Below are 11,581 nucleotides of genomic sequence, written 5' to 3'. Positions count from 1 at the left end.
AGCGTGACGACAGCGACGGCCCGGTGCTGGACGTGGCGGTCATCCACCTACCCGGGCGACCGCTTCTCGTTCACCGTCACCCTCGACGCGTGAGCACTCCGCCGGTTCCGCCCCGATGCGACGTGCCACCACGGGCCGCCGGACGACCGGGGGTCCGCGGTGGCTGGTCGCGCGGTTCCTCGCGCCCCTTCGGGGGCGGTACCCGCTGTCGTAGCATGCCGTGCGTGACGCACGACGACGCTCCGCTGCTGGCGGACCTCATGCCGTGGTCCGTCGCACCGCTGCGGCCGGGCCGCGTCTGGCCGACGGCACCCGACCCGGCCTCGCTGAGGGCCCGCTGGGACGCGCTGCTGAAGGCCGAAGGCCCGGACCGGGAGGCCCTGTTCGAGCCGACCCGTGCCCGTACGCTCCAGTCGGCGGTGGGCCAGCTGCCCGGTTCGCCCGCCGGTACCGAGCGGCTCGCGCGCGCCGAGGGGCCCTGCGCGGAGCCCGTGCGGGTGCTGGCCGCCCCCTTCGACGAGCAGTGGCTCATCCCGGACCACCGGCTGATCGACACGGCCCGCCCGGAGCTGTGGCGGGTGGCGGACGCGCACCAGGTGTTCACGGTGGAGACGGGTGACGCCGACGCCCCGCTGCTGGCGACCGGGTTCCTGCCCACCCTGCGCGCGGGCCGCGTCCGCCCGCTCTACCGCCGCCCCGGCGGCACGGAACCGAACCTGGCCCCCGGCCTGCTGGACCATCTGTCGGCCCGCCTGGGCACCCGTCCCTCGGCGCCGGACGTGCTGGCCTGGATGCTGATGACGACCGGGCCGGACCTCACCGTCCCGCTGACCGACGACCCCGGACTGTGGGCGTCCGGCGTGGACATGGGCCGCCGGGCGCTGTGGCTGATGCGCCGGCACGGGGAGCGCCCCAAGCTGCCGGGCGGTCGGCGCCCGTACGTCCGCGCGCCCCTGCCGAGCCGACCGCTCACCCTCCACTACGACCGCGACGAGGAGACCCTGCACCTGGACGAGGGCCGTATCTCCCCGGTTCCGCCGGAGGCCTGGGACTTCGAGGTGGCCGGGGTCCGGGTCCTGGAGCGCTGGTTCGCGGTGCGCACGGCGCAGGCGGAGCCGGGCACGCTCGCCGCGATCCGTCCGGCGGCCTGGCCGCAGACCTGGACGTCGGAGCTGCTGGAGCTGATCACGGTCCTCGCCCTGCTGGCGGAACTGCGGTCGCCACGCGACGAGTTGAAGGTGACGTCACCGGTCACGGCGGCCGAGCTGCGGGAGGCGGGCGTGCTGCCGGTGCCGGAGTCGTCCCGCCGCCCCGCCTCGGTCCTCGACCACCACGAGGAGGGCCCGGACGGGCAGGTCCCGCTGCTCTAGCCGCTCGCCGGTCCGTGCCCTTGGTCCATCGCGCCCCCGTCTCGATCACAGCGGCCTGAAGGCGACCCTCTGAGGGGCGCGGGGAACCGCGCGACCGGCCACGCTCGATCCGCACCCGCCGCACCCGCCCGGCTAGCGCGGCGCGAACGCGTCCAGGACCCGCTCCACCATCCGCTCGAACACCGCCTCCAGATCGATCGGCCCCGCGTCCTCCATGAACGCCGCCGCCATGCGCGGATAGGCGCCGGAGGCGATCTGACGGCCCAGGTAGGCGACGCGGACCGCGTTCTCCTGGTCCTCCGACCACGGCAGGGCCCGCACCCGCTCGGCGGTGTCGAGTTCGTTGCGGACGTAGGTCGTGACCATGCCGTTCAGCATGGCGATGAACTCCAGCTTGGTGCCGTACGCCGTCTCCAGCGGGTCCAGGCAGGCCAGGCAGTGCTCCAGGTAGCGCAGGGCGTGCGGGCTGAAGCCGTAGACGGGGGACATCAGGCGCGGCAGCCACGGGTGCCGGCGCATCAGCTCACGGGTCTGGTGGGCCACCCGGCGCATGTCGCCGCGCCAGTCGCCGCTCGGCTCCCACAGCTCGTGCTCCGCACCCGCCGCGTCCACCATCAGCTCGTACAGGTCCTCCTTGCGGGGGACGTAGTTGTACAGCGACATGGTGCCGCAGCCCAGTTCGGCCGCGACGTGCCGCATGGACACCGCGTCGAGCCCCCGCGCGTCGGCGATCCGGACGGCGGCGGCGGCGATGTCGTCGCGCGTGTACGCCGGCTTCGGGCCTCGGCCGGTGCGCTCGGGGCGCGCCCAGATCACTTCGGGGACGGCCCCTCGGACTGCCATCGCTCATCACCTCGGCCACCATCCTAGTTACGTACAGCGTACGTAGTGCGGTATGGTCCCGGCATGACTACTACGTACGCTGTACTTAGTGAAGGTCTGGAGAAGCGCTTCGGCGCTGTGCGCGCCCTGCGCGGGCTGGATCTGGCCGTGGCCGAGGGCACCGTCTGCGGGCTGCTGGGGCCGAACGGGGCGGGGAAGACGACGGCGGTGCGGCTGCTGACCACGCTGCTGCGCCCGGACGGGGGCTCGGCGCGGATCGCCGGGCACGACCTCGTGCGGGAGGCGGCGGCCGTGCGGCGCCGGATCGGGGTCACCGGGCAGTACGCCTCGGTCGACGGAGACCTGACGGGCCGCGAGAACCTGCGGCTGTTCGCCCGGCTGCACCGGGTGCGCGGGCCGGCCGCCCGCGCCGACGAACTGCTGGAGCGCTTCGGGCTGACCGAGGCGGCGGACCGGAAGGCGGCGGCGTACTCGGGCGGCATGCGGCGCCGGCTGGACCTCGCCGCGAGCCTGCTGCGCCGTCCCGACGTGCTCTTCCTCGACGAGCCGACCACCGGACTCGACCCGGCCAGCCGCGCCCGCATCTGGCAGGCGGTGCGCGAGCTGAAGGCGGACGGAACGACCGTGCTGCTGACCACGCAGTACCTGGAGGAGGCCGACCGACTCGCCGACGACATCGCCCTGGTGGACCGGGGCCGGGTCGCCCACACCGGCTCGCCCGCCGCCCTCAAGGCGCTCATCGGGTCGTCCGTGGAGGCGGTGGTCGCGGACGCCGGCGCCCTCGACCGGGCGGCGGCCGTGCTCGACCGGCTGACCGGCAGGGAGCCCGTCTTCGACCGCGAGCGGAACGCGGTCGGCGCGGTCACCACCGATCCGACGCTGACCCTGCCCCGCCTGGTCCGTGAACTCGACGCGGCCGGTGTGCCGTTGCTGGACGCCGGCATCCGGCCGCCCACCCTCGACGACGTCTTCCTGCGGCTCACCGGTGAGCCCGCCGACCGTGAGGAGCTCGCCGCGTGAGCGCGTGGGCGTACGACGGACTGGCGATGACAGGCCGGCAGCTGCGCCGGGTCCGCAACAGCCCGGGCCTGGCGATCCTCACCCAGCTGATGCCGGTCAACATGTTGCTGTTCTTCGGCTATGTGTTCGGCAGCGCGCTGGCGGTGCCCGGCCGCGAGTACCGCTCCTTCCTGGTGCCCGGGCTGCTCGTCGCGACGGCCGCCGGCGGGCTGATGACCGGCATGTTCCAGGCCGCCCAGGACACCCACCGGGGCGTCATGGACCGGTTCCGCACGATGCCGGTGAGCCGGGCCGCCGTCCCCCTCGGGCAGGCCGTCGCGGACCTCGTCGTCACGACCGTCGGGACGGTGCCGCTGCTGCTGACCGGGCTGGCGGTGGGCTGGCGGATCGAGGGTTCCGCGGCCGGGGCGGCCGGTGCCGTGGGGCTGCTGCTGCTGTTCCGGTTCGCCTGCACCTGCGCCGGGATCCTCCTGGGCCTGCTGTCCCGCAGCGAGGACGCCGCCGGGCAGCTCGGCGCCTCCTCCTTCGTGCTGCCGCTGCTGTCGAACGCGTACATCCCGACCGGCAACCTGCCGGGCGCGCTGCGCACGCTCGCCGAGTGGAACCCGATCAGCGCGGTGACCACCGCCCTGCGGGACCTCTTCGGCAACGCGCCCGTCCCGGAGGGCGCCGCCTGGCCGGTGGCCCACCCGGTCGCCGGATCGCTCGCCTGGAGCCTCGCCCTGACCGCGCTGTTCCTGCCGCTCGCCGTGCGCAGGTACGCGCGGGCCCAGTGAGCCCGCACTGCTGACAAAGCCGCCGGTCGGGGGAGATCATCCACCCCATGGATCGTCTCCCGCCGCCGCTGGACGGCATCACCGTCGTCGCCGTCGAACAGGCCGTGTCCGCGCCCTTCGCGACCCGGCAGCTCGCCGACCTGGGGGCCAGGGTCATCAAGGTGGAGCGCGTCGACGGCGGCGACTTCGCGCGCGGCTACGACACGGCGGCCCGCGGTCTCGCCTCGCACTTCGTGTGGTGCAACCGCGGCAAGGAGTCCATCGCGCTGGACCTGAAGGACCCGCGCGGCCTGGACGTCGTACGGCGGCTGGTCGCGGACGCGGACGTGTTCGTGCAGAACCTCGCGCACGGCGCGGCGGCCCGGCTCGGCCTGGACGCGGCCACGCTGTGCGCGGCGCACCCCCGGCTGATCGCCGTGGACATCTCGGGGTACGGCGGCTCGGGGCCGTACGCGGACAAGCGGGCGTACGACATGCTCGTGCAGTGCGAGGCGGGGCTGGTGTCGGTGACCGGGACGCCCGAGCAGCCGGTGAAGGCGGGCATCCCGGCGGCGGACATCGCGGCGGCCATGTACGCGTTCTCCGGTGTGCTGGCCGCGCTCGTGCGGCGCGGGACGACCGGGCGGGGCGGGCCGGTGGAGGTGTCCATGCTGGAGGCGCTCGCCGAGTGGATGGGCCATCCGCTGCACCACGCGCTGCACGGCGGGGAGCCGCCGGCCCGCACCGGGCTCGCGCACGCCGTGATCGCGCCGTACGACGCCTATCCCACGGCGGACGGCGGGCGGGTGCTGCTGTCGGTGCAGAACGACCGGGAGTGGCGGCGGCTGGCCGAGCAGGTCATGGGCCGCCCGGAACTGGGCACCGACCCCGCGTACGCCACCAACGCCGCGCGGGTGGCGCACCGGGAACGGACCGACGCCCTGGTCGCGGGGGCGCTGGCGGTGCTGGACGCCGGGGAGGCGCTGGCCCGGCTGGAGAAGGCGGGCATCGCCTGTGCCCGGCTGCGGGACGTGCGCGAGCTGGCGGAGCATCCGCAGCTGGCGGCCCGGGAGCGGTGGCGTCAGGTGGGTTCGCCGGCCGGGCCGCTGAAGGTGCTGCTGCCCCCCATCACGCTGCCGGGCGGGGACGAGGCACGGATGGGGGATGTGCCCGCACTCGGACAGCACACCGAAGCGCTGCTGCGTGCCGTGGGGATGACGGACGACGAGATCGCAGCGCTGCGCCGGGACGGTGTGGCGGGCTGAGCGCGGGCACCCCTGCTCGGGGTCAGGGGCCCTGCGACGCGGTCAGTTGCTCGGGGTCAGGGCCTGCGAAACGGTCAGTGACCGCCGAACAGCGAGCGGCGCAGTCGGCGCAGCGGCGCGAAGAGGGAGACGCGGCGGACCCGCGCACCCCGGTCACTGCGCTGCCGCACGGAGTCACGCGCCGTCAGTTCACGCATCAGCGACGTGGCCTCGACCGTCTCCCGCTGCGGTATGGCGGGACCCGCCAGCACCGACAGATGGCGGTCGAGCCGCGAACTGGTCGCGCTGCTCCCGCAGGTGATCGCAGGGATCCTGGCCCTGCTGCGCACTGTTATCTGCTCCATGTCACTCCCCACCCGTACGAGTCCACCCGGCCCGGGCAGGGTAACCCTATCGCCCCAGTGGGGCACGCGTGTATCTCGGCCACAGGATTCACCTTCCCCGTAAGGTGGTTGATCATCCACCTTTGACTACTCTCCGAATCCGACCGATTTCAGGGTGAGTTGGACAATGGGCTGACCGGTGGGCCGCGCTGATCCACCGTCAGGCTCGACCGTCACGGCGAGTGACGTCGACGAGGCGTCGAGACCCTTGGCGACCAAGGGCGTGTCGCCCCCGAGGAGCCCCAGGGAGCGCGGTTGCGCACGGGGGCGCATGAGCCAGAGCTGATGCACGCGTCCGCCGGACGGGGTGCCGTACCCGCTGAGGGTGACGACGGCCTCCCGCTCGGAGGCGGAAGCGATTACTCCGATACTCCGGCCGCGCGCGTCCTCGCTGCTCACCGCGCGGGCGTCCGGAGCGGCCAGAACGTGGGCGATCTCACGTGCCCGGGCCCGCTCGGCGGCGAGCCGGTCCTCGGTGCGGTGCGCCTGGACCGCGAAGAGGGAGGCGACGACGAGCGCCGCGGCGGCCGTGACCGTGGCGAACGGGACGAAGAGGGGGCGCCTGCGGGGCGTCCGGGTGCGGCCCGGCGGGGGCTGGGCGCCCCAGACGTGCGGCGGCAGCTGGGGCACGCGCGCCCGGGCCGGCGCCCGGCCCCGCGCGCCCGCGCCGCTGCGCGCCGGCTCCTGCGGGGTGGTACGGACGGCGGCCAGGACCCGTTCACGCAGGGCGGGGGGCGCCGGGGCGGCCGTGGACCAGGCGAGGCGGACCGCGTCCTCGGCCAGCTCCCGCACCTCGGCGGCGCAGCGGTCGCAGCCCGCCAGGTGCTTCTCGAAGCGCCGCCGCTCGCCCGGTTCGAGCGCGTCGAGCGCGTAGGGCGCGGCGAGGGAGTGCGGGTCCTCGCGGCGCAGCAGCTTGCCGAGGATGCTCATGCGGCGCCTCCCAGGCACTGGCGCAGCCGGGTGAGTCCGTCGCGCATCCGCGTCTTGACCGTGCCGAGTGGCAGCGAGAGCCGCTCGGCCACCTCACGGTAGGTGTACCCGTCGTAGTAGGCGAGGGTCACCGACTGGCGTTGCAGGGCCGTGAGCCGGTTCAGGCAGCGGCGCACCCACTCGCGTTCCAGGCCGGCCTCGACCTCCTCGGCGACCTGGTCGAACGCGGGTTCCCCGGCGCGCAGGGCCTCGCGCTGCTCGCGTTCGCCGGCCGCGCGGGCGCTGCGCACCCGGTCGACGGCGCGGCGGTGGGCGAGGGTCAGTATCCAGGACAGGGCGCTGCCCCGGCCGGGGTCGAACCGGGCGGCGGAGCGCCACAGTTCGAGCAGCACCTCCTGCGCGACCTCCTCGGACTGGGCGGGGTCGCGCACCAGCCGCCGCACCAGTCCGTACACCGGCCCGGACACCAGTCCGTACAGCTCCTCGAACGCCCTCTGATCACCGCCGGCCACGAGCACCAGCAACTCGTCCGCCCGCATGCCGGCCCCCTCTCCGTGGCCGCAGCCGGCTCTTCCTCGCGCACCGCGCATCCGCACCGTGACACACCTCCCCGCAGGGGTACGGATCAGCGGGCCGAAAACGCGGGTCCGGAGCCGGTGAAAAGTTTTTCCCGTCCGACCAATCCGATCGGCGTCCCCGCTCCGTATACCCGTCCGTCAAAGGCAAGTCGGCACTGAGGACGGACGGCATGACACCTCTCTTCTCCAGGGGCGCCCTCACCAGGAGGGCACTCTCCGAGCGCGGCACCGGACGCACGGGCCTGGTCACGCTCATCTGCGGCGCGCTGGCCGCCGGAGGGCTCACGGCCGCCGGCGTCGCCACGCTGGAACCCGGGACGGCCTCCGCCTCCTCCCACCGGGAGGCCCCGCTGATCTCGGGCACCCCGCAGTACGACAACACCGACCTGTACGCGTTCGTCAGCCCGGACAAGCCCGACACGACGACGATCGTGGCGAACTGGATCCCGTTCGAGGAGCCGGCCGGCGGACCGAACTTCTACACGTTCGCCGACGACGCGCAGTACGACCTGCACATCGACAACAACGGTGACGCGCAGGGCGAGTTGGTGTTCCGTTACACCTTCAGGACACACACCAAGAACGGCAACACGTTCCTGTACAACACCGGTCCGGTCACCAGCCTGGACGACCCCGACCTCAACGTCACCCAGACCTACGACATCGATCTCATCAAGCTCCGCCACGGGCACGAGATGTCGAAGACCAAGCTGGCCGACGACGTGCCGGTGGCGCCGTCGAACGTCGGCAAGGCGTCCATGCCGGACTACGGCAAGCTGCGCGCGCAGGCGGTGTACAAGACGGCGGGCGGCGCCGCGACCTTCGCCGGGCAGGCGGACGACCCGTTCTTCCTGGACCTGCGCGTCTTCGACCTGCTGTACGGCGGGGACCTCACCGAGGTCGGCCGGGACACCCTCAAGGGCTACAACGTCAACACCATCGCCCTCCAGGTGCCGAACGAGCTGATCCGCGAGTCCGCCCACCAGCCCGTCGTGGGCATCTGGTCGACCACGCAGCGCCGTAACGCGCAGGGCTACTACAGCCAGGTCTCGCGCCTCGGCAATCCGCTGGTCAACGAGGTCGTCAACCCGCAGAAGGACAAGGACAGGTTCAACGCGTCCCAACCGGCGTACGACGCACAGTTCTTGAAGAACGTCACCAACCCCGAGCTGCCGAAGCTCATCGAGTCGATCTACAAGATCAAGGCTCCCGCCGAGCCGCGCAACGACCTGGTCGACGTCTTCCTCAAGGGCGTCAAGGGCCTCAACCAGCCGCCGAACGTGCGGGCCGCGGAGGAGCTGCGGCTGAACACCTCCGTCAAGCCGAGCATGCATCCGAAGCGACTGGGTGTGCTGGACGGCGACAACGCGGGCTTCCCGAACGGCCGTCGGCTCACCGACGACGTGATCGACGCGGCCCTCCAGGTCGTGGAGGGCGAACTGGTCGGCTCCAAGAACGACTTGGGTGACGCGGTCGACAAGAACGACAAGAAGTTCGAGAACTACTTCCCGTACGTCGCCCAGCCCACGTCCGGTTCGCGCGGCTCGCTCGCCAAGGGCACGACGGCGGGGACCGACGTGCGCAGCCAGCTCGGCGACGCCCTTCAGCCGGCCGGGGCCTCCGCCGGCTCCGACGACACCGTGCTGATCGCCGCGTCGGCGGCCTCCGGTGCGGCCGGAATCCTGCTGATCGGCACCGCCTTCGCCTGGTGGCGCCGGCGGCTGCAACGCCCGTACTGACCCCGCACCCACCTAGACCGGCGCGGCCCGTGTTCCTCTCTCCCCCACGGCGGGCCGCGCCTCCCACACGACCGACGGAGGAGAAGGCATGGGCCCGCGCGGGCAGGACGACGAGCAGGACGGACACAGGGCGAGTGAGGAGGAGGACGGGCGGAGGGTGGTGAGTGACGAGAACGACGGGCGGAGCACGGGTACGGCCGGGGACGAGTCGCCGGAGCCCTCCGCGCCGGCGCCCTCGCCCCCTGAGTCGACGCCCTCGCCTTCCGCACCGACGCCCTCGCCTTCCGGGACGACCTCCTCGTGCGGCGATGAGCGCGTCGCCGCCGTGCGGCGGGTCGGCGCGCTGCCGCGGCCGTGGCGGGGCCGGGCCCAACTCGTCCTCAGCGCCGCCCTGTTGGCGGTCGCACTGACCGGCGGTGCGATCGCGCTCGGCGCGGACCGGGTGCCGGCGTCCGCGCCGGTCTCCGTCGGCGCCGCCGACCCCGGTGTCCTGGGCGGCGGCGATCTGGACGCGAGCGTCACCGCGCTCCAGACGCATCTGCGGGCCCAGCCGAAGGACGCCGGCGGCTGGGCCACCCTCGGTCTGGCCTACGTCGAGCAGGCGCGGACCAAGGGCGACCCGTCCCGGTACCCACGGGCGGAGCAGGCGCTGCGGCGGTCCTTGTCGCTGGCGCCGGACGGCGACCAGGCTTTGGCCGGCCGCGCCGCCCTCGCCGCCGCCCGGCACGACTTCACGGGCGCCCTGGCCTTCGCGGACGCGGCCCTGCGCCGGAACCCGTACAGCGAGCGCGCGCTGTCCTCCCGGATCGACGCCCTCGTCGAACTCGGCCGGTACGCCGACGCGGCCGAGGCCGCGAGGACCGCCGACGCGCGCAAACCGGGCGTACCGGTCTTCACCCGCTACGCGTACGTGCGCGAGCTGCGCGGGGACGTGACCACGGCTCGCCAGGTCCTGAAGCAGGCGCTGTCCGCCGCCGGTTCGCCTGGGGACACGGCGTACGTGGCCACACAGCTCGGCCACCTCGCGTGGAACCAGGGGGACTACAAGGCGGCGCTCAGCTCCTACGCCCGCGCCCTGGCCGCCGACGACGGCTACCTGCCGGCGCTGGAGGGCCGGGCCCGCGCGCGGGCGGCGAGCGGAGACCGTGCCGCGGCGATCAGGGACATGGAGGCGGTGGTCGCCCGCTCCCCGCTGCCCGGCCCGCTGGTCGAACTCGGCGAGCTGTACGAGGCGCGGGGCGCGGCCGGCGACCGGGCGCGGGCCCGGCGGCAGTACGCGCTGGTCGACGCCTGGACCGCGCTGGCCCGCGCCAACGGCGTCAACGCCGACCTGGACACCGCGCTGGCCGCCGCCGACCACGGCGACAAGCGGGCCGCCCTGCGCGCGGCCCGCGCCGAGTGGACCCGTCGGCACACCGTGCACACCGCCGACGCCCTCGCCTGGGCCCTGCACGTCAACGGCCGCGACGCCGAGGCCCTGCCCTACGCCCGCCGGGCCACCGCCACCGGCTGCCGCAGCGCCGCCTTCCGCTACCACCGGGGCGTGATCGAGCTGGCCACCGGCCATCGGGCGGCCGGCCGCGCCTCGCTCGCGTCGGCGCTGGAACTGAACCCCGGCTTCTCGCCGCTGGGTGCGGCGCGGGCCCGCGAGGCGCTGGAGGGAGCCGAGTGACACGGCGTCCACATCCGGTGTCAGACCGTTCCCGCCAGGGGACATCGCGTCCTCGCCGAGTGCGACCGGGTTCGCGCCGAGTGACACCGCGTCTGCTGTGCGTCCTGATCGCCGTGTGCGCCCTGGCGCTCCTCCCGGCCGGCACCGCGAGCGCGCACCCCCTCGGCAACTTCACCGTCAACCGCTACGACGGCCTGGTCGCCGCTCCCGGACGGCTCCGCGTCGACCATGTGGAGGACCTCGCCGAGATCCCGGCGACCCAGGCCAAGGCCGACATCGAGCGGCTGGGGCTGAGCGCGTGGGCCCGGCAGCGGTGCGCGCGGGCCGCCGCCGACAGCGGCCTCAGCGTCGACGGGCGTACGACCGCCCTGACGGCCGCCGGCGGCAGCGCCCGCCCGCGCCCCGGCCAGGCCGGCCTGGACACCCTGCGCGTGGAGTGCCGGCTGACCGCCCCGCTGCCCCGCGCGAGCACCGTCACCCTCCGCTTCCGGGGTGCGGGCACCGGCGGCGGGCCCGGCTGGCGGGAGATCACGGCGCGGGGCGACCGGATGACGCTCACCGCGACCGACGTGCCGAAGGAGTCGGTGTCCCGGGAACTGACCGCGTATCCGCAGGACTTGCTGTCCTCGCCCGCCGACACCGGGACGGCCTCGCTGCGGGTGCGGCCCGGTGGCCCTGCGCTCGCGGCGGACGCGGAGCGGCAGGCTGCCCCGGGCGCCGGCGTGCTCCCCCGGGGTGCCGACCGCTGGACCCGGGCCCTGGACGACCTCGTGGCCCGGCACGATCTCACCGTCGGCTTCGCCGGTCTGGCCCTGCTCATCGCGGTCGCTCTGGGCGCGCTGCACGCGCTCGCGCCGGGGCACGGCAAGACCCTGATGGCCGCGACGGCGGCGGCGCGCGGGGGGGGGGGGGGGGGCCGGGGGGGGGGGGGGCGGGGCGGCGCCGCCCCCCCCCCACACCACCCCCTCCTTACTCGCACTCGTCTCCCCTTCGCCTCCCTTGTCTACCCCCCACCAAGCGTTGTCC

10 protein-coding genes and 1 pseudogene are annotated in these 11,581 nt (G+C 74.3%); 7 read left to right on the top strand and 4 right to left on the bottom strand.

Annotation, left to right across the window (positions count from 1 at the left end):
• Positions 1-215: 215 nt before the first annotated feature.
• The gene (locus ACZ4WH_RS02240) at positions 216-1,370 is read left to right on the top strand and encodes a type ISP restriction/modification enzyme (protein WP_468175623.1); all 1,155 of its coding nucleotides are present in this window, start codon (positions 216-218) and stop codon (positions 1,368-1,370) included.
• A gap of 132 nt (positions 1,371-1,502) precedes the next feature.
• Here ACZ4WH_RS02240 and ACZ4WH_RS02235 read toward each other — a convergent pair whose 3' ends face one another.
• Positions 1,503-2,213, bottom strand: a complete 711-nt coding sequence (locus ACZ4WH_RS02235) for a TetR/AcrR family transcriptional regulator (RefSeq protein ID WP_468175620.1) — start codon at positions 2,211-2,213, stop codon at positions 1,503-1,505.
• Between the two features lie 63 nt (positions 2,214-2,276).
• On the opposite strand from ACZ4WH_RS02235, the gene ACZ4WH_RS02230 reads away from it, so the two are divergent.
• The 3 genes from ACZ4WH_RS02230 to ACZ4WH_RS02220 are packed head-to-tail and all read left to right on the top strand — an operon-like array spanning position 2,277 to position 5,253.
• The gene (locus tag ACZ4WH_RS02230) at positions 2,277-3,233 is read left to right on the top strand and encodes an ATP-binding cassette domain-containing protein (RefSeq protein ID WP_468175617.1); all 957 of its coding nucleotides are present in this window, start codon (positions 2,277-2,279) and stop codon (positions 3,231-3,233) included.
• Positions 3,230-4,009 carry an ABC transporter permease gene (locus tag ACZ4WH_RS02225; RefSeq protein ID WP_468175614.1) on the top strand — a complete coding sequence of 260 codons (780 nt, stop codon included), beginning with the start codon at positions 3,230-3,232 and terminating at the stop codon, positions 4,007-4,009. Before ACZ4WH_RS02230 ends, ACZ4WH_RS02225 begins: the two co-directional genes overlap by 4 nt.
• A 47-nt stretch (positions 4,010-4,056) precedes the next feature.
• The gene (locus ACZ4WH_RS02220) at positions 4,057-5,253 is read left to right on the top strand and encodes a CaiB/BaiF CoA transferase family protein (RefSeq protein WP_468175611.1); all 1,197 of its coding nucleotides are present in this window, start codon (positions 4,057-4,059) and stop codon (positions 5,251-5,253) included.
• 74 nt (positions 5,254-5,327) lie between these two features.
• Here ACZ4WH_RS02220 and ACZ4WH_RS02215 read toward each other — a convergent pair whose 3' ends face one another.
• From ACZ4WH_RS02215 to ACZ4WH_RS02205, 3 genes are all read right to left on the bottom strand, one after another.
• On the bottom strand, positions 5,328-5,597 hold the full coding sequence (locus ACZ4WH_RS02215) for a hypothetical protein (RefSeq protein WP_468175608.1): 270 nt from the start codon (positions 5,595-5,597) through the stop codon (positions 5,328-5,330).
• Positions 5,598-5,723: 126 nt separating this feature from the next.
• Positions 5,724-6,566 carry an anti-sigma factor gene (locus ACZ4WH_RS02210; RefSeq protein ID WP_468175605.1) on the bottom strand — a complete coding sequence of 281 codons (843 nt, stop codon included), beginning with the start codon at positions 6,564-6,566 and terminating at the stop codon, positions 5,724-5,726.
• Complete coding sequence (locus ACZ4WH_RS02205) at positions 6,563-7,105, bottom strand: sigma-70 family RNA polymerase sigma factor (RefSeq protein ID WP_468175602.1); 543 nt, start codon at positions 7,103-7,105, stop codon at positions 6,563-6,565. Before ACZ4WH_RS02205 ends, ACZ4WH_RS02210 begins: the two co-directional genes overlap by 4 nt.
• Positions 7,106-7,314: 209 nt before the next feature.
• Here ACZ4WH_RS02205 and ACZ4WH_RS02200 point away from each other — a divergent pair, with 209 nt between their 5' ends.
• From ACZ4WH_RS02200 to ACZ4WH_RS02190, 3 genes and pseudogenes are all read left to right on the top strand, one after another.
• A complete protein-coding gene (locus tag ACZ4WH_RS02200) occupies positions 7,315-8,883 on the top strand; it encodes a DUF4331 domain-containing protein (protein ID WP_468175599.1) in 1,569 nt (522 codons plus the stop codon).
• A gap of 88 nt (positions 8,884-8,971) precedes the next feature.
• Positions 8,972-10,555: a tetratricopeptide repeat protein gene (locus ACZ4WH_RS02195; protein WP_468175596.1), complete on the top strand. Its 1,584-nt coding sequence runs from the start codon at positions 8,972-8,974 to the stop codon at positions 10,553-10,555.
• Positions 10,556-10,635: 80 nt separating this feature from the next.
• Positions 10,636-11,581 (top strand): annotated as a pseudogene (locus ACZ4WH_RS02190) (hypothetical protein); the annotation flags it as partial.

Source organism: Streptomyces sp. NPDC029138, assembly GCF_055564375.1.
This window is presented reverse-complemented; position numbering and strand designations above follow the sequence as displayed.

What these genes read in the sequence shown, in the direction of transcription:
- ACZ4WH_RS02240 (WP_468175623.1), top strand. Translation starts at nt 216, where the DNA reads ATGCCGTGCGTGACGCACGACGACGCTCCGCTGCTGGCGGACCTCATG.
- ACZ4WH_RS02235 (WP_468175620.1), bottom strand. Translation starts at nt 2,213, where the DNA reads ATGGCAGTCCGAGGGGCCGTCCCCGAAGTGATCTGGGCGCGCCCCGAG.
- ACZ4WH_RS02230 (WP_468175617.1), top strand. Translation starts at nt 2,277, where the DNA reads ATGACTACTACGTACGCTGTACTTAGTGAAGGTCTGGAGAAGCGCTTC.
- ACZ4WH_RS02220 (WP_468175611.1), top strand. Translation starts at nt 4,057, where the DNA reads ATGGATCGTCTCCCGCCGCCGCTGGACGGCATCACCGTCGTCGCCGTC.
- ACZ4WH_RS02215 (WP_468175608.1), bottom strand. Translation starts at nt 5,597, where the DNA reads ATGGAGCAGATAACAGTGCGCAGCAGGGCCAGGATCCCTGCGATCACC.
- ACZ4WH_RS02210 (WP_468175605.1), bottom strand. Translation starts at nt 6,566, where the DNA reads ATGAGCATCCTCGGCAAGCTGCTGCGCCGCGAGGACCCGCACTCCCTC.
- ACZ4WH_RS02205 (WP_468175602.1), bottom strand. Translation starts at nt 7,105, where the DNA reads ATGCGGGCGGACGAGTTGCTGGTGCTCGTGGCCGGCGGTGATCAGAGG.
- ACZ4WH_RS02200 (WP_468175599.1), top strand. Translation starts at nt 7,315, where the DNA reads ATGACACCTCTCTTCTCCAGGGGCGCCCTCACCAGGAGGGCACTCTCC.
- ACZ4WH_RS02195 (WP_468175596.1), top strand. Translation starts at nt 8,972, where the DNA reads ATGGGCCCGCGCGGGCAGGACGACGAGCAGGACGGACACAGGGCGAGT.